General features: G+C 70.9%; 22 protein-coding genes, 1 tRNA gene and 4 pseudogenes. 13 read left to right on the top strand and 14 right to left on the bottom strand.

Annotated features, from left to right (window positions below; all coding sequences use genetic code 11):
• Positions 1–118 precede the first annotated feature (118 nt).
• The gene (locus tag BLT82_RS01465; protein WP_244291775.1) at positions 119–265 is read right to left on the bottom strand and encodes a hypothetical protein; all 147 of its coding nucleotides are present in this window, start codon (positions 263–265) and stop codon (positions 119–121) included.
• A gap of 101 nt (positions 266–366) precedes the next feature.
• On the opposite strand from BLT82_RS01465, the pseudogene BLT82_RS38640 reads away from it, so the two are divergent.
• The 5 genes and pseudogenes from BLT82_RS38640 to BLT82_RS01445 all read left to right on the top strand — a co-directional run.
• Positions 367–894 (top strand): annotated as a pseudogene (locus tag BLT82_RS38640) (Hint domain-containing protein); the annotation flags it as partial.
• A pseudogene (locus BLT82_RS37695) lies at positions 885–1,034 on the top strand (hypothetical protein); the annotation flags it as partial. The pseudogenes BLT82_RS38640 and BLT82_RS37695, both read left to right, overlap by 10 nt.
• A gap of 397 nt (positions 1,035–1,431) precedes the next feature.
• The gene (locus BLT82_RS36755; protein WP_167745922.1) at positions 1,432–1,872 is read left to right on the top strand and encodes a hypothetical protein; all 441 of its coding nucleotides are present in this window, start codon (positions 1,432–1,434) and stop codon (positions 1,870–1,872) included.
• A gap of 229 nt (positions 1,873–2,101) precedes the next feature.
• Positions 2,102–2,617 (top strand): hypothetical protein, encoded by a 516-nt coding sequence (locus BLT82_RS01450; RefSeq protein WP_093651911.1) that lies wholly within the window; start codon positions 2,102–2,104, stop codon positions 2,615–2,617.
• A gap of 287 nt (positions 2,618–2,904) precedes the next feature.
• Positions 2,905–3,318: a hypothetical protein gene (locus BLT82_RS01445; RefSeq protein ID WP_093651910.1), complete on the top strand. Its 414-nt coding sequence runs from the start codon at positions 2,905–2,907 to the stop codon at positions 3,316–3,318.
• 17 nt (positions 3,319–3,335) lie between these two features.
• Here BLT82_RS01445 and BLT82_RS38945 read toward each other — a convergent pair.
• Positions 3,336–4,395: pseudogene (locus BLT82_RS38945) on the bottom strand (IS630 family transposase).
• 15 nt (positions 4,396–4,410) lie between these two features.
• On the opposite strand from BLT82_RS38945, the pseudogene BLT82_RS01430 reads away from it, so the two are divergent.
• Positions 4,411–4,749 (top strand): annotated as a pseudogene (locus tag BLT82_RS01430) (IS5/IS1182 family transposase); the annotation flags it as partial.
• 112 nt (positions 4,750–4,861) lie between these two features.
• Here the strand turns inward: BLT82_RS01430 and BLT82_RS01425 are convergent.
• The 3 genes from BLT82_RS01425 to BLT82_RS01415 all read right to left on the bottom strand — a co-directional run bounded on the left by BLT82_RS01425 (position 4,862) and on the right by BLT82_RS01415 (position 7,898).
• Entirely contained in the window at positions 4,862–5,998 is a 1,137-nt protein-coding gene (locus tag BLT82_RS01425; protein ID WP_093651909.1) for an aminopeptidase P family protein, read from the bottom strand.
• A gap of 172 nt (positions 5,999–6,170) precedes the next feature.
• Positions 6,171–7,130, bottom strand: coding sequence for a DUF1444 domain-containing protein (locus BLT82_RS01420; RefSeq protein WP_093651908.1), 960 nt, complete (start codon positions 7,128–7,130; stop codon positions 6,171–6,173).
• A gap of 186 nt (positions 7,131–7,316) precedes the next feature.
• Positions 7,317–7,898: a TetR/AcrR family transcriptional regulator gene (locus tag BLT82_RS01415; RefSeq protein ID WP_093651907.1), complete on the bottom strand. Its 582-nt coding sequence runs from the start codon at positions 7,896–7,898 to the stop codon at positions 7,317–7,319.
• A 190-nt stretch (positions 7,899–8,088) separates the two neighbouring features.
• On the opposite strand from BLT82_RS01415, the gene BLT82_RS01410 reads away from it, so the two are divergent.
• Together BLT82_RS01410 and BLT82_RS01405 are read left to right on the top strand one after the other, a co-directional pair.
• A complete protein-coding gene (locus BLT82_RS01410) occupies positions 8,089–8,922 on the top strand; it encodes an oxidoreductase (RefSeq protein ID WP_093651906.1) in 834 nt (277 codons plus the stop codon).
• A 56-nt stretch (positions 8,923–8,978) separates the two neighbouring features.
• Entirely contained in the window at positions 8,979–9,515 is a 537-nt protein-coding gene (locus tag BLT82_RS01405) for an SMI1/KNR4 family protein (RefSeq protein WP_093651905.1), read from the top strand.
• A gap of 31 nt (positions 9,516–9,546) precedes the next feature.
• Here the strand turns inward: BLT82_RS01405 and BLT82_RS01400 are convergent, their stop codons facing one another.
• Positions 9,547–10,182, bottom strand: a complete 636-nt coding sequence (locus tag BLT82_RS01400) for a nucleoside/nucleotide kinase family protein (RefSeq protein WP_093651904.1) — start codon at positions 10,180–10,182, stop codon at positions 9,547–9,549.
• A 78-nt stretch (positions 10,183–10,260) separates the two neighbouring features.
• On the opposite strand from BLT82_RS01400, the gene BLT82_RS01395 reads away from it, so the two are divergent.
• Positions 10,261–10,650 (top strand): VOC family protein, encoded by a 390-nt coding sequence (locus BLT82_RS01395; RefSeq protein ID WP_093652210.1) that lies wholly within the window; start codon positions 10,261–10,263, stop codon positions 10,648–10,650.
• Between the two features lie 58 nt (positions 10,651–10,708).
• On the opposite strand, the gene BLT82_RS01390 is transcribed toward BLT82_RS01395, so the two are convergent.
• Positions 10,709–11,185: an ATP-binding protein gene (locus tag BLT82_RS01390; protein ID WP_093651903.1), complete on the bottom strand. Its 477-nt coding sequence runs from the start codon at positions 11,183–11,185 to the stop codon at positions 10,709–10,711.
• A gap of 116 nt (positions 11,186–11,301) precedes the next feature.
• Between BLT82_RS01390 and BLT82_RS01385 the strand changes: the two genes are divergently transcribed.
• Together BLT82_RS01385 and BLT82_RS01380 are read left to right on the top strand one after the other, a co-directional pair.
• Positions 11,302–12,150 (top strand): helix-turn-helix domain-containing protein, encoded by an 849-nt coding sequence (locus tag BLT82_RS01385; protein WP_093651902.1) that lies wholly within the window; start codon positions 11,302–11,304, stop codon positions 12,148–12,150.
• A complete protein-coding gene (locus BLT82_RS01380; protein WP_093651901.1) occupies positions 12,147–12,395 on the top strand; it encodes a DUF397 domain-containing protein in 249 nt (82 codons plus the stop codon). Before BLT82_RS01385 ends, BLT82_RS01380 begins: the two co-directional genes overlap by 4 nt.
• 3 nt (positions 12,396–12,398) lie before the next feature.
• Here BLT82_RS01380 and BLT82_RS01375 read toward each other — a convergent pair whose 3' ends face one another.
• The 3 genes from BLT82_RS01375 to BLT82_RS01365 all read right to left on the bottom strand — a co-directional run bounded on the left by BLT82_RS01375 (position 12,399) and on the right by BLT82_RS01365 (position 15,295).
• On the bottom strand, positions 12,399–13,082 hold the full coding sequence (locus tag BLT82_RS01375; protein ID WP_093651900.1) for a DUF4328 domain-containing protein: 684 nt from the start codon (positions 13,080–13,082) through the stop codon (positions 12,399–12,401).
• Between the two features lie 185 nt (positions 13,083–13,267).
• Positions 13,268–14,194 carry an arginase family protein gene (locus BLT82_RS01370; RefSeq protein WP_093651899.1) on the bottom strand — a complete coding sequence of 309 codons (927 nt, stop codon included), beginning with the start codon at positions 14,192–14,194 and terminating at the stop codon, positions 13,268–13,270.
• 273 nt (positions 14,195–14,467) lie between these two features.
• Complete coding sequence (locus BLT82_RS01365) at positions 14,468–15,295, bottom strand: alpha/beta fold hydrolase (RefSeq protein WP_093651898.1); 828 nt, start codon at positions 15,293–15,295, stop codon at positions 14,468–14,470.
• A gap of 114 nt (positions 15,296–15,409) precedes the next feature.
• Between BLT82_RS01365 and BLT82_RS01360 the strand changes: the two genes are divergently transcribed.
• Positions 15,410–16,390: a MerR family transcriptional regulator gene (locus BLT82_RS01360; RefSeq protein WP_093651897.1), complete on the top strand. Its 981-nt coding sequence runs from the start codon at positions 15,410–15,412 to the stop codon at positions 16,388–16,390.
• Positions 16,391–16,477: 87 nt separating this feature from the next.
• On the opposite strand, the gene BLT82_RS01355 is transcribed toward BLT82_RS01360, so the two are convergent.
• Positions 16,478–16,550, bottom strand: a tRNA-Ser gene (locus tag BLT82_RS01355).
• A 195-nt stretch (positions 16,551–16,745) separates the two neighbouring features.
• On the bottom strand, positions 16,746–18,119 hold the full coding sequence (locus tag BLT82_RS01350; protein ID WP_093651896.1) for a hypothetical protein: 1,374 nt from the start codon (positions 18,117–18,119) through the stop codon (positions 16,746–16,748).
• A gap of 131 nt (positions 18,120–18,250) precedes the next feature.
• Here BLT82_RS01350 and BLT82_RS01345 point away from each other — a divergent pair, with 131 nt between their 5' ends.
• Positions 18,251–18,544: a hypothetical protein gene (locus BLT82_RS01345; protein WP_208867635.1), complete on the top strand. Its 294-nt coding sequence runs from the start codon at positions 18,251–18,253 to the stop codon at positions 18,542–18,544.
• A 234-nt stretch (positions 18,545–18,778) separates the two neighbouring features.
• Here BLT82_RS01345 and msrB read toward each other — a convergent pair whose 3' ends face one another.
• Positions 18,779–19,189, bottom strand: a complete 411-nt coding sequence (gene msrB / locus BLT82_RS01340; protein ID WP_093651895.1) for a peptide-methionine (R)-S-oxide reductase MsrB — start codon at positions 19,187–19,189, stop codon at positions 18,779–18,781.
• A gap of 36 nt (positions 19,190–19,225) precedes the next feature.
• Entirely contained in the window at positions 19,226–20,623 is a 1,398-nt protein-coding gene (murC, locus tag BLT82_RS01335; RefSeq protein ID WP_093651894.1) for a UDP-N-acetylmuramate--L-alanine ligase, read from the bottom strand.
• Positions 20,624–20,658: the final 35 nt, after the last annotated feature.

The raw sequence follows: 20,658 nt of genomic DNA, 5'->3' as shown, positions 1-20,658 counted from the left end.
CGAGTCCCTTCGCTGTTGCCGGCTTGCTGCACGACTTCGGTCCGTTCCACCTGAACGAGGAGGAACGGACCGAAGTCGAAGCGCAGGACTTCACAGCATGCGGCTGGTCATTTGCACATCAGCTGGCTGGGGCGGGGGTGACGATGGGGGTGCCGAAGCCGCCCTTGTCGTTGCCGGGGTAGGCGTGGATGTTGCCGTTGGTGTGGATGGCGATCAGGTCGCTCTTCTGGTCGCCGTTGAAGTCGGCTTCGGAGAGCAGTCGCATGTTCTGCCAGCCGGCGCCGGTCTTCTTGGCCGTGTTGAAGGTGCCGTTGCCCTTGCCGGGCCGAAGAAGCCCGCAAAGAACCGGGTGCCTGCGGCTACACCATGGTGGCGGGTTACGCCCACCCCAACCCTTGCGAGGAAAGCGACGCCTTCGGCCTCGACGACCTCGTATGGGAGCTCGTGGGCGGCGCTGACATCGAGAAATGCGTCAAGAACCCCTCCTGGGGCGATTGCGCCATGGCAGTCGTCACCATCACCCCCGCCGGCAAACTCAAAATCATCAAGAAGGGCGCAGACGCCGTCGAGGACGCCGCCAAAGGAACCCGACGGGGCAAGGATGTGATCGATTGCGCCAGAGAGGCTGTCGGGGACAGCTTCCCTGCTGGCGCTCCTGTCCTCATGGGCGACCGCACCCCGCGCCCGATCGAACAGATCAGGGTCGGCGACCATGTCTTGGCCACCAACCCCGAAACAGGGGAAACCGGCTCGCATCGCGTCGACGCAACCATCTACACCCCCGACGACCGCGACTTCACCAGCATCACCGTACACGCGGCCGACGGCGACGGTTCCCTCACCGCCACCGGCCACCCCCCCTTCTGGGCCGAGAATGACAAGAAGTGGAAGAACGCCGCCGACCTCACATCGCAGGACACCCTCCGCACTCCCGATGGCGGCACGGCGCAGATCAACAGCGTCCGTCACTGGACCGGCTCGCCCCCGCCTACAACCTCACCGTCAACAACCTCCACACGTACTATGTACTCGCTGGTGTCACGCCGGTCCTTGTTCACAATTCCAGGCCGTGCAAGGAAATCGTCCTCGACGCGTTTGACGCGTACGAGCCGGCCCGCAATAAGGCGTTGGAACTTCTAGGTGAGCTCGATTCAAAGACGCGTTTGCCGTACGTCAGCCGCATGGAGACCGCAACAAGTACGTATAACAAGGTTGTCGGATTCACGACGCACGTGAACGGGGAATTCAAGAGGTTCCGATTGGACTGGGACCCCGAGAAAGGCCCGCACATCAATGTGGAAGTCGGTGAAACGCGTAAAAGTGGACTGCCCTCTGGAAGGGGACGGAAGCAGAATTCATCAAGATCCTGGACAGCATTCAATGAGCCTAGAAAACCTGTATGGCACAAGACCGGATATGCTGCCGCGATCCTTGGCCAAACTGACTCTGGTTGGCGAAGGGGGTGTTCGAGCTCGAAAGCGGATCGGGCGGCCGGGAGTGGAGTTGCTGGCCTTGGAAGTGCATCTGCACTACGAACACGAGAGCCTGGGGCGCTTGCCACGTAACTCCGACGCTTCCATTGATTGGACTGGAACGGCAGTCGATTTACTGGTCCAGTCACCAGATGCCGACGCCTCCCGGGTAGGCGATGCCATCCAGGATTTCATGCCGAGCGAAGGCGATCTCATCTTCATGTGGGGCAGCATTGTCATCCCGAGTTTGAAGATGACCAAGGAAACTGCGCTTATGCGGATGTCTGAGATTCTGGAGACGGTTCCAGAATTCTGGATCCATTCCCTGCAGGGTCGGGTCATGGCAGAGATCTCGTTCTCCGGAGCACTGACCGTTGCCAGGGTCCCACTCAGGGCGTGAAGCCGACACTGTTGGCCGCATGAAGCGGTTAGGCCGAGTGGACCAAGCTTCGGCCAACGGATTCCACAAGACCGTCAGGTACGTGCGTCACGGATCCGGTGACCACCGGGCCACATCCGTACCCCAAGGGCTACATCAGCTACCTCAACGAAGCAGGTCAGATCATTCATCCGATAACCGGGGCAGCAAACATGACCAAGTCCGACCCTTACTGGCACATTCCGATCCCATGACCCTTGTAGAAGACCTCTTCACGTCTCAGGATTACCGGCGGGCTGCGGAGCCCATCAACTGGGACCCGCTGAAGGAACAAGACGCCCTGGACGACGCCCAACTCCTGGACTGCAGGGTGTGTCCGACCGCAAATCGCGCGGCACTGCTGTTCGAGATGCGCAGTGCGCTGTTCTATCCGATGGGAAACTCCGCTCTCCTCGTGGTCCGCGGGCTGCGATCGTTCCAGTGGGACGGGGTGCCACAGCAGCAGAAGCTGATGGCATTCTCAGTGGTGTCCAGCCGCCCTTCGCGGATCACCGACGGCGGTCTGCGACTGGAGTTGGAGTTCTTCCCTGACGGCAAGGTTTCCGTCAGTGGGGACCGTGCGGACTTCTACCTTCTGGAAGCCCACGGGATCCCTGAAGGTCCACCGGGCTACCCGGGGCGCAATCTCGATCAAGACCGGCACGAGCTGCCGTCGTGGAATTCGGACTGCACGGTGTTGCAGTCGGCCACTACAGGCGCCGGGTGACATCGCGTGCGGCCGAAGCGGCTCGCCAAGGTCCTTCTTGGCGAGCCGCTTCTTCGTACCCGGGACTACCCGAAGTCAGAAAACGCGGCAGCGACAAACAACTCAACTTGATTGGGTGATGTCGGGTGGCGTGGGCCATCGGTTACCTGCGCCGGTGACCGCCGACCCACATGGACTGGCCCTCGGTGTGCATACTGTGACCGGCAGAGGGGCCGTCGTCCGACCGAACGGCGATGGGTGCGTGCCGATAGGCCACGGGCCGGGCCGGACGATCAAGGAGACCAGCGATGGATGTCAAGGAATGCTGGCGCCGCTACGGGCTTCGCCCCGTCGGCGCGGACCTCGACGAGATCCGCGCACTCCTCAGAGAGCACACGGCGCGTGAGCGACGCGTCCAGGGCGCGGGCGACACTGAGCTGATGAGGCTCTGCTGCTTCCAGCTGTTCAACAGCGGCGACCTCGACGACGTGCTCCTGATCTGGAGTGCGAAGCAAGCCAGCTTCGACGCAGCGTGCTCGATCGACATCGAATTCCTGCTTGGGCACGGGCTCGACGCGACGAAGGCCCACCTCTCGGCCAACCGTGCACCTTCTGCGGCGGCGGCACTGGATCGACTGCGCGAACTCGAGGCAGACGGTGAATTCGAGGGCTTCTCAGTGGAGGCGCGCTCCGCCGTCTACGACCGGTACTACGGCGACTGACGAATCTGCAGCGCCGGTCAGTCGTCCGTGATGAGGCCGGTGCCCGCAAGGCAGCTGTCGACGAAATCCGGGCGGTACTGGATCTGCTTGAGCCTGCGCTTCACGGCCCTGGTGATCTGGCCCAGGTCGGATGCGGCGAGGTTGCCGATGTCGCGTTTGACCAGCGACCAGATGCCCTCCTGCGGGTTCAGGTCCGGCGCGTAGGTGGGGAGTTGGAACACTGTGAGCCAGGCGGCATTCGCGGCGATGAACTCCCGCATCCCGGCGGTCAGGTGGAGGCGGACGTTGTCCCAGACCAGCACGATCGGTCCGCCGAGCTGGATGCGGGCACGCACCAAGAGGTCGCGGAGGTCCCGCCGGCCGAAGCCCTTCGGCTCGCCCTTGCGCCCTCGGTACTCGCGGATGGCGTAGATCAGTCGGGACCGCTCGCCCGGCTTGTAGCAGGTCATACCCGCCATCGACGCCCGTCCGGAGCCCCGGCCGCGAACCCGGACGACCGGGGTTCGGCCCGATCCGTCCCCAGGTTCGAGAGCGCGGCGGCGTCATCGACTGGCCGGCCTCATCCTCGAAGACGATCCAGCCGTTACACGCCGCCGCACAGCTCTTACCCGCGGCCAGACCTCCTTCTTCCACAACTCAACCGCCGCATCGTCGCGCTCGATCGCCCCGCAGGTGGGCTGCTGCCACGACCAGCCGTGCCGTCTCAGCAGCCGCCACGGGCCCTCCACCGTGTACGAAACGTGGAACAGTCGACCGATCAGCGTCTTGACCCGCGCCAGCGTCCACCGCTGATCGGCCCAGCCGTGGACGAGCGGTCCACGCTCCAACTCCCGCTCCAGTCTCGCAATCTGAACCAAACTGAGCCTGGGACGTCCGGGCGATCCCTTCGACATCCCGGCCTCGCCTCACCCGCGCCAAGCCCGGCGCCACCGATCCACCGACCGCTCGCTCACCCGCAGCGCGGCAGCGATCCCGGTTCTTCTCCGCGCCCTCGAAGCGTTTCACGGCATGCAGCCGGATCCGCTCCCGCGCGGCCCTCTCGGCGTCGGTCAGCCCGCCGCCCTGCGCGTACCTCACAGCCCCACAGCTACCGCAGCCGACAGGCCGGCGTCTGGCAAACACCCCCGACATCACCCAATCAAGTTCAGAAGCCAAGGCATCGTCGGCGCCCTCACCGAAGCCGGCATCCAGTGCTGGGCCGACAAGGGATGCCGAGGTGCCGGCGGCACGGTCCCGGTTCCGTGGTGGGGACGATGGGAGGCCCTCTCCGCAGGCCAGCAGGCGGTGAACCGGTCCCACGCGAACTTCCGAGCCCTCGTCGAGAAGGCCGTCGCCCGTAAAGTCCCGGCGAGCCTCCGCAGACTACGGTGCTCGACCACCCGGATCACCAGCCTCGTCCAGGCCGTCCTCACCCTTCATCTGACCAGCTCAAAGCGAGGTTGGGAAAAGGCTCACGGCCAGCTGCGCCGAAGCCGGCCTGCAGCCACAGACCCCTGACGGTGCCGATCACCTCGACGAAGGCGTGGGACCACCCCGGCGCCCGCTACTCCACGATCGCCAGCTCGCGCGGCGTGTTGTTCAGCCGCCGGCCGCCCGTCTCCGTGACCGTCACGATGTCCTCGATCCGCACCCCGAAGCGGCCGGGGAGGTAGATGCCGGGTTCGACGGAGAAGCACATCCCGGGCACCAGCGGCTGCTCCTCCCCCTCGATCATGTACGGCGGCTCGTGGGTGGTGACGCCGATCCCGTGGCCGGTGCGGTGGATGAAGTACGCCCCGTAGCCGGCGTCGTCGATCACCGCGCGCGCCGCCCGGTCGACGTCCTGGCAGGTGGCACCCGGCCGGACCGCTTCGTACCCGGCCTGCTGCGCCTCGCGCACGATGTCGTGGACCCGCTGCTCCTCGTCGGTCGGCTGTCCGACGTGCACGGTCCGGCTGGTGTCGGAGCCGTAGCCGTGCTTGAGCCCGCCGAAGTCCAGGACGACCATGTCGCCTTCCTCGATCGCGCGTTCACCGGCCTCGTGGTGCGGGTTCGCCCCGTTCGGACCGGAGCCGACGACGGTGAAGTCCACCTGCGAGTGGCCGAAGTCCAGCAGCAGGGCGGCGAGGTCCGCGGCCACGTCGGTCTCCTTGCGGCCGGAGAAGCGCACCTTCAGGATCTCGCGGTACGTCGCGTCCGCGGCGGCTCCCGCCGCCTCCAGCCTGGCCAGTTCCCGCTCGTCCTTGACCGCGCGCAGCATGGGGAGGGCCCGGGTCAGCGCGGTGTACGTCGTGCCGGGCAGTTCGTGCTGCATGCCGAGCAGGTGCATGGCCCAGGCGTTGTCGCTGATCCCGTAGCGGCCGCGTCCTTCGAGCAGTGCGGCGGTGACGGCGTACGGGTCCTTGCCGTCGGTCCAGTCGCGCAGTTTGAGCGCGGGCCCTCCGGCGGCGCGCTCGGCGTCCGGGGCTTCCAGGGTCGGGACGACGAGCACCGGGTCCTGCCCCTCGACGAGGACCAGGAACGTCAGCCGTTCGGTCGGCACGGGCTGGTAGCCGGTGAGGTGGACCAGGTCCGGGCCGGGGGCCACCAGCAGACCGGACAGCCCGGCCTCGGCGGCGGACCGGGCGGCCCGGGCCATCCGCGCCCGGTGGTCGTCGGCGGTGAACGGCGCCGGCTGCGCGGACTCGGCGGTGCTGGACATGGGCTCCTCCTGCGGTCGGTGCTCGTCCTGGGCCGGCCGGGTCGCGGTCCGGGGCCGGGACGGCGGTCCTCGGGTCGAGCGGGCTGCCGTCCCCGGCCGGGCCGGCCTTCTTCGTCCGCGGGGCCGGTGGCCCCCGGAACGGCACGATGGCGGTTCTCGGGCCGGACCGGGGTCAGTCGTCGCCGCGATGCCGGGCCACGAGACGTTCCAGCATGTCCTGGAAGTCCGCGCCGACCACGATCCGCAGCCCGTCCCCGTCCTCGTCGCGGTCGCTGAGCTGGGTCAGCGTCCCCGACCGCCACCAGTACACGTACGGGGTGATCGCGCCCGGTGTGTCGGCGTACCCGGACGCGGCGAAGGCGGCGAGCGCGTTCAGGGACGGGATGACTCCGGCGTCGCGGATGACGTGGAAGGCGATCTGGTGCCGGAACGGCAGCGCGACCAGCGCGCCGTCCTCCGTGAGCTGCTGCCCGGTGACCCGGCGGACGAGCGCGTCCAGGACGAGGACGCGGCTGGCCGTGTAGAAGGAGTCGCCGACCACCACCTCCAGGTGCATGCCCCCGGCGTCCTTGATGGTCTCGTGGCCCTCCACGGGGAGGTCCCGCAAATTGGCCATCGCGCGCTCGCGCAGCACCGGTACGTCCCCGAGCGGCTCGAGGGCGTCGTCGGTCAGGATCATCACGCTCTCGGGCAGGTCGAGCGCGAGCACCTCGCTCAGTCCCGGCGCGAGCGCCCTGGCGTAGCGGAACGTTTCCCTGTCCAGGCCCTCGGAGCCGATCACGCGCGGGTACAGCTGGGAACGGATCTGGTCGGGCGGGAGGGTGTCCAGCGCGGACGGCGCGTCCATGGTGCGCAGCACCATGCCGACGTGGCCGCGGATGACCTTGGGCCAGACGCGGGGGCCGCGCTCGTCGTTGTGGCAGACGGCGGCCAGGTTTCCGAGCCCGAACTGGCGTCCGGCGCTGTCGGTGACGACGTCGGAGTAGACGGTGACTTCCAGGCCCCGCTCGGCGAACGCCTCCCGGACCTGGCCGCGGAAGTGCGAGCCCTCCGCCACCGAGAAGAAGGCGAACTCCGCGTCCCGGGGCGCGTCGTCCCCGTCCCGCTTCGGCCCTCGCCGGAACAGCCTCACGTCGGCCCCCGCTCGTCCTGTGTCGGATCGGATCCTGATTGCTCAGGTGTTGCGTGCGTGTGCTCGGTTTTCCTCCGCGTGTGCTCAGGTTTCGAGCGTACCGACCGGACCACGCGCCCCGCTTGCCAGGCCCGGCCGGCGCCGGGCGCCTGGCGGGTCCGGTACGGGGTCCGGGCCGGTGCGCCGTCAGGCCCCGCCGCCGCCCTGCCGCGCACGGACCGTGAACCCGGCCAGGAAAAGGGTGAGCCAGCGGGACCGTACGGCGGGCCCCTGGTCGGTGGGGGCGGTGAGGATGAGCATCAGGAAGTCGTCGACGGTGACGTCGGGGTGGAGGTCCCCGTCGGCCACGGCGGCGGCGACGATCCGCTCCATCGCGCCCCTGAACCGCTCCTCCTGCTGCTGGGTCCAGTGCGCGGCGCCCAGGGTCTGGGCCGCCGCCTTCATGCTGCGGTCCCGGGCCGCGGCCTCGACCGTGCGTTCGGCCAGGCGGGTGATCTCCGCCATCGCCCGCGAGCCCTCCCCGACCCGTTCGGCAGCGGCCTCGATCTCCCTCGTGATGACCTCGCTGTGCTCGGCGATGACGGCCCCCACCAGGTCCGTCTTGGTCGGGAAGTGGCGGTAGAGCGTGCCCACGGCCACTCCGGCCGCCTCGGCGATCGCGTCCATCGGGGCATCGGGCCCGTGGAGGGTGATCTGCTCGCGCGCGGCGGCCAGGATCTTCGTCCGGTTGCGGACGGCGTCCGCGCGCAGCGGCCGGGAAGCGGCCATCGGTTCCTCCAAGTCCGCCAGGGGACGGTCTGCCGTGCTGTCGTGCCGGAGCCCGGCACCGGGCCCGCGGCAAGAACATGAATTCTAGTTCAGGATCACGGATCCTCCGCTTGCACAAACATGAACCAGCGCTCATGATGATTGTGAGTCCTGGTTCACTTTATTGCCGCCCCCCGTCGGAGGACCCGCCATGTCGAACAAGGTCGCCCTCATCACCGGAGCCTCGTCCGGAATCGGCGAAGCCGCCGCCATGGAACTCCACGCACGCGGATTCACCGTCTACGGCGCCGCCCGCCGCGTCGAGCGGATGTCCGAGCTGGCCGAGCGAGGGATCCGCACGATCGCCATGGACGTCACCGACGAGGACTCGCTGCGCGCCGGCGTGGACCGGATCGTCGCCGAGGCCGGCCGCATCGACGTCCTCGTCAACAACGCCGGATACGGCTCGTACGGCCCGGTCGAGGACGTCACCCTGGACGAGGCCCGGTACCAGTTCGAGGTCAACGTCTTCGGCGCCGCCCGGCTGACCCAGCTCGTCCTGCCGCACATGCGCGCGCACCGCAGCGGCCGCATCATCAACATCACCTCGATGGGCGGCAGGATCCACACCCCGCTGGGCGCCTGGTACCACGGCACGAAGTTCGCCCTGGAAGGCTTCAGCGACTCCCTCCGCATGGAGGTCAGGCCCTTCGGCATCGACGTGGTCATCGTGGAGCCGGGCGCCATCCGCACCGAATGGAGCGGGATCGCGGCCGACAGGCTCCGCAAGGTGAGCGGCGGCAGCGCGTACGCCGCGCAGATCGCGTCGATGGCCGGGGCGCTGGAGTCGGAGAGCAACGCGCGCCGGTCCTCGTCCCCGTCGGTCGTGGCCCGCGCCATCGGCCGGGCCGCCACCAGCCGCCGCCCCAGGACCCGTTACCCGGTGGGCATGGGCGCCAAGCCGCTGATCCTGACCCGCCGTGTGCTGCCCGACCGGGCGTACGACGCGCTCATCGGGCGCGCGATGGGCAGCCTCGGCGCATAGCGCGGCCGGGGACGGGGACGGGCGGCTGTGTCAGTGGGGCGGGTTACGGTTCCCGCATGATCGAGACGACCGCTGACGACCGCGCCTTCCCGCCCGCCCTGGCCGAGGTGGCCCGCGTGGAGTTCGTGTACGGGGAGGACGGCGAGGGCGTCGACTTCGAACCGTACGACGCCTTCGACTCCGCCGAGGAGACGACCGACTGGCTGCGCCACTGGACCGGCAACCACGAGCTGGACGGCGACGCCTTCCGGATCTTCGGCCAGGACGGTTCCGGCGGCCTCGCCGCCATATGGTTCGCCCGCCCCGGACGGCCGGCGGCCGACCAGCCCGTGGTGTTCATGGGTTCGGAGGGCGAGCGCGGCGTCGTGGCGGGGAACCTGTCGGACTTCCTCTGGGTGCTGGCCGACGGCATAGGCCCCTTGGAGGCCGTCGAGTTCGGGGAACGCGAGGCACGCCCGAACGCCGACCCGGGAGTGGCCGCCGTCGCCGAGCGGCACGCGACCACCCCGCGCCGGCCCGCAGGGCAGATCATCGACGGGGCCGGGGCCGAATTCCCCACGTTCTCCGACGACATCGACGCACTCTGCCGCTGAGGCAGGCGCCCGCGCGCGGCAGCGGCGCCGATCAGTCACCGGGCCCCATCTGCACCGTCAGGTGGGCGCGGTGCCGACCGTGCGCCACCAGCCGGGCGTTGAGCTCGTCGGAGTCGCGGACCCAGCGCTCGGCGCGGGGGCGGTCCTTGCCGAAGCGGACGTGCCGGTCGACGAGCCGGGACACCCGGACCGCGTCGGGCAGTTCCAGGTACCAGACCTCGTCGAGCAGCGCACGGATCCGCGACCAGGGCCCTTCGTCGTGGAGCAGGTAGTTGCCCTCGGTGACGACGAGCGGGATGTCCGGACCGACCGGGATGCTGCCCGCGACCGGCTCCTCCAGGGTCCGGTCGAAGGCCGGCGCGTACACCGCCGAACCCGCCTCGGGGGCGCGCAGCCGCGTCAGCAGCGCCGCGTACCCGGCGGCGTCGAAGGTGTCGGGCGCGCCCTTGCGCTGCGCACGGCCGAGCCGTTCCAGCTCGGCCCCGGCGAGATGGAAGCCGTCCATGGGGACGAGCGCGGCACGCTCCGGTCCCAGTCGCCCCACGAGCTCCGCGGCGAGCGTCGACTTGCCCGCCCCCGGTGGCCCGGCGATGCCGAGGAGGTGCCGTGCGCCGGGGTGCGCGAGCCGTCGGGCACGGTCGGTGAGCTGCTCGATCGACGGGTCCATACGAGGCATTGTGCACAGCGTCGGCGATACTGGGGCGCCCCCGAGCAAGGAGATCCGATCCCCGTGTCCACCGCACCGCTGCCCCGTATCGCCCTCGTCACGCTCGTCGTCCGCGACTACGACGAGGCCGTCGCCTTCTACCGGGACGCTCTCGGCTTCACCCTCGTCGAGGACACCGACCGGGGCGACGGTACGCGCTGGGTCGTGGTCCGGCCGGGCGGCGACGCGGGCGGCACCGACCTGCTGCTGGCGCGGGCGAAGGGCGACGAGCAGTCGGCGAGCGTCGGCGCGCAGACCGGCGGCCGGGTCGGCTTCTTCCTCCACACCGACGACTTCGCCCGCGACCACGCCCGGATGACGGCGGCGGGCGTCCGCTTCCTGGAGGAGCCCCGCCACGAGCCGTACGGTTCGGTCGCCGTCTTCGAGGACCTGTACGGCAACCGCTGGGACCTGCTGCAGCCCGTGTGACCCGGCGACCTGCCGCAGCCCGTGGAGTAGCCCGGCACCGGAGGCGACTGGCGAACGCTCACCGCGGCAGGTCGAGTTCGGCGCGCACGGTCTTCCCGACCGGCACGCGGTCGAGGACCGACCACCGGTCGGCGAGCGCGGCGACGAGCACCAGGCCCCGGCCGGTCTCCGCGTCACCGGCCGGGTCGGCCGGGAAGCCGGTCGCTCCGGGCCGGGGCGGACGGCGCTCGCCCCGCGTGTCCGACACGTCGACGGTGAGCTTCCCCGGGGCGAGCGCGAGCCTCAGCTCGAAGTCCCGCCCCGGTACGCGGCCGTGGGTCACCGCGTTCGCCGCCAGTTCGGCGACCAGCACGGCCGCGGTCTCGGACACCTCCGTCCCGTGTGGAACGCCCCAGGAGTGGAGCTGGTGGAGCGCGAGGTGCCGGGCGAGCCGGGCGCCGCGCGGTGTGGAGCTGAAGCGCTGCGTGAACACACGTACGGTGACGGGCGGTCGGGGCGCGGCGGTGGCGGTCGGTGGGGTGGCCGGTGCGGTCATGAACCCCAATCTGACGGCCTTACCAGGGGTTTCTCCAGAGGGGAGCCGTGTACGCCCCGTCAGCGTACGCGCACTCCGGGTGGACGGTACGCGTCACCATCCGTGACCATGGTCCGATGGCGATGACGGACACCGGCGGAGCCGGTACGAACGCGACGGAGCCGGAGTCCTCGGACAGTCTCAGGACGTTCGGCGCGGTGGTCCAGGCGTTACGCGAGCACGCGGGCCTCAGCCGCGGCGACTTCGCCCCGCTCGTGGGGTACTCCAAGCACACGGTGGCCTCGATCGAACTGGGCCGCCGGATGCCGGACGACGACTTCGTGGAGCGGGCGGAGGCGGCGCTCGGGAACACGGGGGCGCTGCGGCGGGCCGCGCGGCACCTCTCGCGGCGGCCGGGGCTGGCGGCGTGGTTCCGGAGGTGGGTGCGGCTGGAGGCGGTGGCGAGCAGTCTCTACACGTATGAATGCCGGTTGATTCCGGACCTGTTGCAGACGGAGGCGTACGCCCGGACGCTGTTCGTCAACCAGCTCCCGCCGCTGGGGGACGAGCAGATCGAGGCGCAGATGACGGCCCGGCTGGAACGGCAGCGGCTGCTGCGGGAACGCCCCAACACGGCGTACGGCTTCATCCTCGAGGAGCACCTGTTCCTTCGGCGGACGGGGGGCGCGGCGGTGACCCGCGAGCTGGTCGACCACATCCTCGAACTGGCCGGACTGCGCAACATCGAGCTCCAGATCATGCCGCTGGTGCGGGAGAGCCATGCGGGGCTCGACGGCCCGATGCAGCTGCTGGAGACCCCCGACAACAAGTGGTTCGGCTACTGCGAGGGGCAGGAGAGCGGTCAGTTCGTCTCCGACGCGAAAGTGGTCAGCATGCTCCAGATGCGGTATGCCAGGATGCGCTCACAGGCTCTTACCCTGGAGGACTCCCTGAGCCTGTTGCGGCGGATGCGAGGAGTGCTATGAGCGGCACGGCGGAACTGGCCTGGTTCAAGAGCAGCTACAGCAGTGGATCCGGCGACGACTGCGTGGAGGTCGCGCTCTCCTGGCACAAGTCCTCCTACAGCAGCGGCGGTTCAGGCGACTGCGTCGAGGTCGCCGCCTGCCCCACCACCGTCCACGTCCGGGACTCCAAGCACACCCAGGGCCCCCGGCTCGCCCTCTCCCCCACCGCCTGGGCGGACTTCGTTGCCTACGCCACCCGGAACTGACACCTAAGGCACCGGCGTGGCCTCCAGCGCCTTGCGGTGCTGCATGGCCGTAAGACGCCGGACGACGCGGACGGCCAGCACCGCGGCCGCGATGTCGAGCAGCACGGAGAGCAGCGTCAGGGCCACCGCCTGCCGCGTTTCGGCCGGCCCCTCGGCCTTGGCGTGGCTCCATGTCGCCAGGGCCGTGGGGACGGTGCTCACGACCCAGAGCGTCCACCAGGCATTGACGAGTCCGCTCGACTGCCGGGGCGCCTGGCCGAGGTGGGCGCCCGTGGTGCTCGCCGACCAGATGTCGAGGGCGACCCGGCGCGGGATCCACAGGTTCACGACCGGCACGAGCCAGCCCCACACCGCCCAGCCGCGCACGAGACTGTGCCCGTCCGGAGCGAAGACCTCGGCGTTGATCCGCGCGCGGCGGAACCAGAGGATGAAGACGACGCCACAGGCCACGAAGGTGCTCATCGTGGCCACATCGGACCAGCGGTAGAGCCGTTCCCACTCGGAGTACACCTCGAAGTCGACGGGCTCCGCACCCCAGAAGGCGTACATCCTCGCTCCGGCGACGACGGCGAAGACGTCCGCCGCGATCACCAGGCCGAGGAGCAGGACGACGGCGACACCGAGCCCTCTGAGCGAACGCACACCCGTCCGGCCGGTCGGTGCGGCGCTGACGGAATCGACGGACACGAGAAGAACCCCCCACGGGAACACGAGCGCTCGCCCAGGTCAGCGACCGCTCGCGGAACATACGCCGTTCCGAGCACCCTGTCCATGGAGATCGTCCGCAGGCGTCCCCGCCGGGTGCCCGGACGGCGTTCCTTCACCGGCGGCACCGCTGACAGGGCCTCACGGCGGGTGGGCCGGACCTACGTTCAGGCCGGGGCCTCGCCACTCGTCCTGCCCGGGTCGCCCCTTCCGGTCAGCGCCGACAGGCCGTGACGCAGGCACTCCGTGAGGCGGGCCGCGATGCCGCCGTCCGGGTCGAGCCGTGGGTTGAAGATCGTGACGTCGAGGCCGGCGGCCCGCTCGTCGGCCAGCGCGGTCCGCAGCACGCTCTCCAGTTCCGACCAGGTCAGTCCGCCGGGCCGGCGGTAGTCGACGGCCGGCATGACCGCGTCGTCCAGGACGTCGACGTCCAGGTGGACCCAGTATCCGGCGCTCGCGCGGCCGGTGAGCCGGGCGACCGCGTCGCGGGCCGCGGCTTCGGCACCCGCCGCGCGTACGGCGTCGAGGTCGACCGCGTGCAGCTCAGGCGGGAGCGGCTGCATACCGGCCTCCGCGGATTCGGCGGAGTCGCGGAAGCCGAACGCCACGACGTCCTCGTCCCGCACCAGCGGCCCACTGCCCTCCAGGTCGGTGAGGAGACGGGGGCCGCGGCCCGTGACCAGGGCGAGGTCCATGGAGGCCGCCTCGCCGAGCGGCTCGGCCGACGGCTGGTAGAAGTCGGTGTGGCCGTCCAGGAAGAGCAGGCCGTGGCGTCCGCGGCGGCGCAGGGCGAGGAGATTGCCGAGCAGGATGCTGCAGTCGCCTCCGAGGACCAGCGGGAACGCCCCTCGGTCGAGGATGTCGCCGACCGTGTCGGCGAGCACGACGGAATAGCTCGCGATGGCGCCGGGGTTGAGGACTCCGGTGCCGGGGTCCCGCTCGGGGTCGTACGGCGGGGCCTCCAGGCGGCCGCCCCGTACCGCCCCGGGTTGGTCGAGAAGCCCGGCGTCGAGGAGGGCCGTCGGCAGGTCCTGCACGCCGGACGGCCGCAGGCCGAGCACAGACGGTGCCTCGATGATCGCGATTTCGCGCACGCACGGACTCCTTGTGTGGGCACGCCCCGGGACACCAGAGTTCCCGGGACACCTGAGACTCCCGGGACATCTGAGACTCCCCGGGCACCCGCCGTTCCCGGGACTCCCGAGATTCGAGGGACCCGCGAGACTCCCGGAAACCCCCGAGACCCCCACGACCCGCGAGATTCCCGGAAACCCCGAGACCCCCGGAACACCCGCGGTTCGCAGAGGCCGGGACACGGCCCATCGTGCCGCGGAGCGGCCCGCGAGGGCGCCCACCGCACCGTGGCATCACCCCGTGGGCGCACCTTCGCGGACGCCTTCGGCCCTCGCCACCCGGTGTCCCTCGCCCGCGGCGGCGCGCAGCAGTACCGTCGCGAGTTCGTCCGGCGCGGACAGCATCGGCCAGTGGCCGGTGGCGAGTTCGAAGAATCCCCACCGCGGCTCGGCGAGCTGCCGGAAGAGCGGGTTGCCCGTCGCCACCAGGGCCTGGACCCCGGCGATGTCCATCGTGCCGCCGACCGTGCAGAAGACGCCCGTCATGGGCAGCTCGTCCACCACGTCCGTGAACCGGACCGGCTGGGTGAGCGTGCGCACCGGCTGGGGTGCGGCGAGGTGCGCCAGCCGGGCGAGGGCCTCTTCGGAGACACCCGCGAGGTTCCCCCACTGCCGCCACTCCTCCGGCGTGGGCGCGGGCACGCGCCAGCCGCCCTCGGCCCGGGCGGGCTGCCCCAGCATCCGGTCACGGACGGGCCCTTCCGGCATCTGTTCGCGGACCTGGTCCAGCAGGGAGAGGCCGTCGCGGGGCAGGGGCGCGTCCACGTACACGATCCGGGCGACCCGGTCGGGGCGCCGGCCGGCGGCACCGAGCACCGGGTAGATGCCGTAGCAGTGACCGACGAGGACGGCCTCCGGCGCGTCGACGTGGTCGATGAGCTGCACCAGGTCCTCGACGTGGGTGTCCATGTCCGTTCCGGGGCCGGCGAGATGACGGCGGTCCCCCAGTCCCGTCAGGGTCGCCGGGTGCGCTCCGGCCCCAGCCCCCCGCAGCCCGGCGGCCACCTCGCGCCAGATCCATCCTCCGGTGTGACCGCCCGACACCAGCACGAACTCCGTCATCAACGCCTCCTCGGCCAGGGCACGTTCCGCACGGCCGGCCCCCGTGGGCCGGTCCGGTCCGGGTACCGTAGGAACTCCCCCTGAGGGAGGTTCAACCCGAGGGAGGCTCGAGCCTTGTCGCCCGACGGCACATGGACGATCGGAGAGCTCGCCGAGCGTGCGGGCGTCACCGTCAAGACGGTCCGCTTCTATTCGGACCGCGGCCTGCTGCCCGAATCGGGCCGCAGCGCGGGCGGGCACCGCCGGTACGGCCCCGAAGCACTGGACCGGCTCCGGCTGATCCGCTCACTGCGCGGGCTCGATCTGCCGGTGCCCGAGGTCGGCCGGGTCCTGGACCACGGCGACGAGGCGCTGGGCGACGCCCTGGAGAGCGCGATCGGCGACCGGTTGCAGGTGCTGGGCTCCCAACTGGCCGCCATGCGCTGGCGGGAGGCGTCGCTCCGGCTGCTGCGCGACTGCGACGCCGGCGAACGCGCCGAACGGCTCCGGCTGATCGGCGCCGTGACCGTCCCGCCCAGTACCGCCTCGATGGCACGGTTCTGGCGGTACTGGCTGCCGCCGCGGCTGCCCGCCCGGGTGGTCTCCGCCTTCCTCGACCAGGCGGTTCCCCAGATCCCCGACGACCCGACGCCCGCGCAGGTGTGGGCCTTCGCGCGGCTGCACGCGCTGGTGTCCGGGAACTGCTCCGGCTCCGTCCGGCCGCAGCCCGCGGTGCACCTGCCCGACCGGGGCTACCGTCCCGCCGTGCTCTACGACGGTCTCGGCGAGGCGTACGCGCTGGCCTCGGCCGAGCTGCGGGCGGGGCGACCCCCGCGGGCGGGCGAGGCCCTGGACTCCTTCGTCTCCGCCTACGCCGTCTCCCGCGGCACCCGGGACACCCCGGACTTCCGCCGGCTCCTCGGCCGGCAACTGGCCGCGGACCCCCGTATCGACCTGTACTGGCAGCTCACGGCCGATCTGGCCACCGCACCGGGGAGCCCACCCGAGCCGAATCCGGGCTCCGCCCACGACTGGCTCTGCGCCGCGCTGGACGCGGGGACCGCGCGGCACGAGGGGACCGCGCGGCACGAGGGGACCGCGCGGCACGGGGTCTGAACCCGGAACCGGCCCCGGGCGATTCCGCCGGGGCCGCAGCCGGGTGCATGTCCGCGCACGGGCGCCGCCCCGGGGAAAGAAGAGCGGCGGCAAGGGCAGGATTCGAACCTACGTCCACCCGGAGATCGAGCCGGGCGCTCCTCCGCAGAGCTTCCTCGCCGCCGCGCCCGATCCTCGTCCGCCGGGGTGTCCGTGGGCAACTCCATTTCGGACGGCCTGCGGCGGCTCGCGGTGGCCGGGCGCGCTGCGCGCAGAGACGGCTCCGGCGCCCTCGGCGCGACGCCACCGGGCCCGTCGGGCCGTACCGGGCCGATCACGGGCGCTCAGCGTCCCGTCACTGGCGCTCAGCGTCCGGTCACAGCCACTCCAGGGCGGCGGCGTGCTTGCCCTTGCCCGAGAACACCCCCGCGGACCGCAGCGCGCTCGCCATCAGCGGATCGCCGACGGCGACGCCGTGCACCAGTTCCGGGGTGCGGCTGAAGCGGACGGCCTGCGGGGCGGGCCGCTGCGCGGTCCAGCCGCCCGCCACCGGATCGACCCTGTGGCGCGCGCAGACCTCCTCGACCAGCGAGCGCGGGCACTCTGCCTCGCCCCGCAGGACCTCCCAGGGAAGCGGCAGTTCGGCCCAGACAAGGGTGTCGGGGTGCAGTCCGCCGCCGCTCCTGCGGTGCCAGTAGGCCACGTCCGCTGCCATCAGGCGGGGCACCTTGCCGGGGCAGACCCGGTCCAGGATCCGCTCCTCGCCGAGTTCGGTGAGGAGCGCGAACCAGTGCGTCCGGGCGGTGCCCCAGGCCTGCGCGGCCTGGTTCCACGTCGACGAGTCGTTCCCCGACCGCACGATCATGGTGTCCCGTTCCAGCCGGGAGCGGTTCCAGGCGGCCTCCAGCAGCTCGGCCACGTCGCGCAGGAACCGGTTCCAGCGCACCAGCAGGCGGGCGAGGTCCCCGTCGGAGACGTGCCCGAGCACCTCGGCCGTGGGATGCGCGTGCGCGACCGCGTACCAGTTCGTCCGCGCGGGTTCCGACCTCAGCCGCTGGAACAGGGCGTCGGCGACGTCGTCGTACGGGCGCCGCTGCGTGCCGTCGGTGAAGATGCTGCGCATGTGGGCGCGGGCGGTGAGATAGGCGACGAACGCGGCGGTGTCGGGGTCAGCGGCGAACGTCTCGTACGGCAGGGTGTGCGCGAGCGCGCCCTTGCCGGTGATCGTGACCGCACGACGGCGCTGCTCGTGAAAGACCCTGGCGAGCTTGGCCTCCATCCTCCGCAGCAGCCGGAAGCGCTTGTTGTACTGGCGCTTGGAGATCTCCCCGATGCCGGCCTCTGCGCGCTCGGCCCGGTTCAGCCGGTCCATGCCGAAGTCGTTGTCGCCGTAGGCGCGGCGGATCTCGTCACCGGCCCGGCGGATCACCGACTCGATCTCGGCCGGATCGTCGCCGGCCTCCGGGGCGAGGTCCGCCACGTTCGTGAACAGGGCCGAGGCTCGGGCGAGTTGGCGCTGCGCCCCGACCGGCCGGGCGAAGTCCTCCAGCATGGAGGTGTAGCCGTGCCACAGCCTGTGCAGCGAATGTTCGGTGGCCTTGTCCAGGGCCGCGGCGGTGGCGGGGTCGGGCTCCGTGTTCCGCGCGCGGAAGAGGTCCTGGATCAGCTGGGCGACGTCCTCGGGACGCTTGCGGAGCCCGAGAGAGGCGTGCAGCTCCCTCAGGAGCCGCTCGGCATGGTCCGGCAGCATGTGCGACACCCTGGCAGCACATCGGCGTGGCCTCCACCGAATATCCGCCCGCCGGGCGAGCGCGCGGGCCGCCCGATGCGCGGTGCCCGCTACGTGAAACCCTGCGGCAAGGGGAGTTGAGGGGGCATCGCATGGAACGGGCCCGGGTCCTGCTGCTCGACGCCGCTCCGGGCACGCTGCTCGACCGGGAACTGGAGCGTCTGCTCGGTCACGGGCTGGACGTGACGCTGAACCTCCGGCGCGTGGCCGACCGTGGCACGACCCGGGCCGTCTGGGGCGACCGGATCGGTCTCACCGACTTCGACCCGTTCGACGAGAGCTCCCTGCTCGCCGAGACCGTCCGGGACGGTCTCGGCTACGACGCGACGCGGTCAAGTACCGGGCAGGCGTGCCGCTGCGAGGGCGTACCCGTGGCGACCGCGTGACGGCCGGTGACCACGGGAGGTGACGACGGGACGGGACGGCCGGTGACCGCAGGACCCCATCGCGACCGTGGGACCGGCCTGTGACGCGGACCACGCCTCCCGCCTCCGGCCGCCCGGGCCGCACCGCGCCCTCCCCCTCCCGGACGGACTCCCTCCCGGACGGACGAAGGGCCCGGAGGCGTCACGCCTCCGGGCCCTCGACACATCGGGTCGCCCCGATGGATCACGCCGTGATCACGCGTCCTCGGCCGGCTCCAGCCTCAGCGAGATCGAGTTGATGCAGTAGCGCTGGTCCGTGGGCGTCGGGTAGCCCTCGCCCTCGAAGACGTGCCCGAGGTGCGAGCCGCAGCGCGCACATCGGACCTCGGTGCGAACCATGCCGTACGACCGGTCGTCCAGCAGTTCCACCGCGTCCGAGTCCTTCGGGTCGAAGAAGGACGGCCAGCCGCAGTGCGACTCGAACTTCTCACCGGAGGTGAAAAGCTCCGCGCCGCACGCCCGGCAGGAGTACACACCCTTGGTCTTGGTGTCCGTGTACTCACCGGTGAAGGCGGGCTCGGTCCCGGCCTGCCGGAGCACGGCGTACTCCGCGGGGCTCAGCTCCGCTCGCCACTGCTCGTCCGGCTTCTCGACGTCGTAGGCCATGATCGGTCTCCTTCACCACATGGGCCCCGGAGGGCCTCAGTCCGACAGACGGGCCAGGATCCGCGGACCGAGGTCCGTCACATCGCCGGCCCCCATGGTGAGAACCAGATCCCCCGGTGCGGCCATTCCCGCGACCACGTCGGGGACGCTCGCCTTGTCGTGGACGGCCGTCACCCGGGCGCCCGCCGCCTGCGCCGCGTCGGTGATCATCGCGCTGGTGACCCCCGGGATGGGGTCCTCGCGCGCCGGGTAGATGTCGAGCACCACGGAGGCGTCGGCGAGCGCAAGGGCCTGGCCCATCTCGGTGCCGAGTTCCTGGGTGCGGGAGAACAGGTGCGGCTGGAAGACGACGAGCAGCCGCCGGTCGCCCGCCGCGGCGCGCATGGCTTCCAGGTCGGCGGTCATCTCGGTGGGGTGGTGCGCGTACGAGTCGATGACCTGGACCCCCTTTGCCTCGCCCTTGAGCTGGAGGCGGCGGCCCACGCCGGTGTAGGCGGTGAGGGCGTGGGCCAGCCCGGCCGGGTCCAGGCCCAGGCGGACGCCGGCGGCGAGAGCGGCGGCGGCGTTGTGGGCGTAGTGGCGTCCGGGGACGGAGACGGTGAAGGTGATCTCCCCGGCGGCGTCCGGGAGGACGACCGTGACCTCGCTGGTCATGCCGTGGGGCGTGATCGAGCGGATCCGGACGTCGGCGCCCTCGTCCTCACCGACGGTGACGACGGTGAGGTCCGGGCGGCCGGAGACGCGGGCGGCCAGCTCACGGGCTCCCGCGTGCTCGCCGACGACCAGCGTCCCGCCTGCCGGGATCTTGGCGACGAACGCCTCGAAGGACTCGTAGATCTCTTCCATGGAGGCGTAGTTGGCGTGGTGGTCGAGCTCCACGTTGAGGACGATCGCGACGTCCGGGTCGTACTTCTGGAAGCTGCGGTCGCTCTCGTCGGCCTCGGCGACGAACAGGTCGCCGTCGCCGTGCCGGGCGTTCGTGCCGGGCCCGGCGAGGTCTCCGCCGATGGCGTACGAGGGGTCGAGGCCCAGCTCCGTCAGGGCCACGGCCAGCATCGACGTCGTCGTGGTCTTGCCGTGCGTACCGGCCACCGCGATGGTGCGCGAGGTGCGCATCAGCGCCGCGAGGGCGTCGGAGCGGTGGACGACCGGTACGCCGAGCTCGGCGGCCCGTGCCAGCTCGGGGTTGTCGGCACGGATGGCACTGGAGACGACGACGCAGGACGCGTCGTCCGCGAGGTGCTCGGCGGCGTGCCCGATGTGCACGGTCGCCCCGAGGGCCCGCAGGGCGTCGGCGGTCGCTGACTCCTTGGCGTCACTGCCCGCGACCTTGGCGCCCCGCTGGGCGAGGATCTTGGCGATCCCGGACATTCCGGCGCCGCCGATGCCGATGAAGTGCGGCCGTTCCATGGCGTTGGGGATGCCGGATGCCATGCGCGTGTCTCCCAGGGTGTGACGTCGTACGAGAT

The sequence above is a fragment of the Streptomyces wuyuanensis genome, assembly GCF_900103455.1.
Taxonomy (GTDB): domain Bacteria; phylum Actinomycetota; class Actinomycetes; order Streptomycetales; family Streptomycetaceae; genus Streptomyces; species Streptomyces wuyuanensis.
The sequence above is the reverse complement of the archived record's forward strand: the minus strand, read 5'-3'. Positions and strand labels throughout refer to the sequence as shown.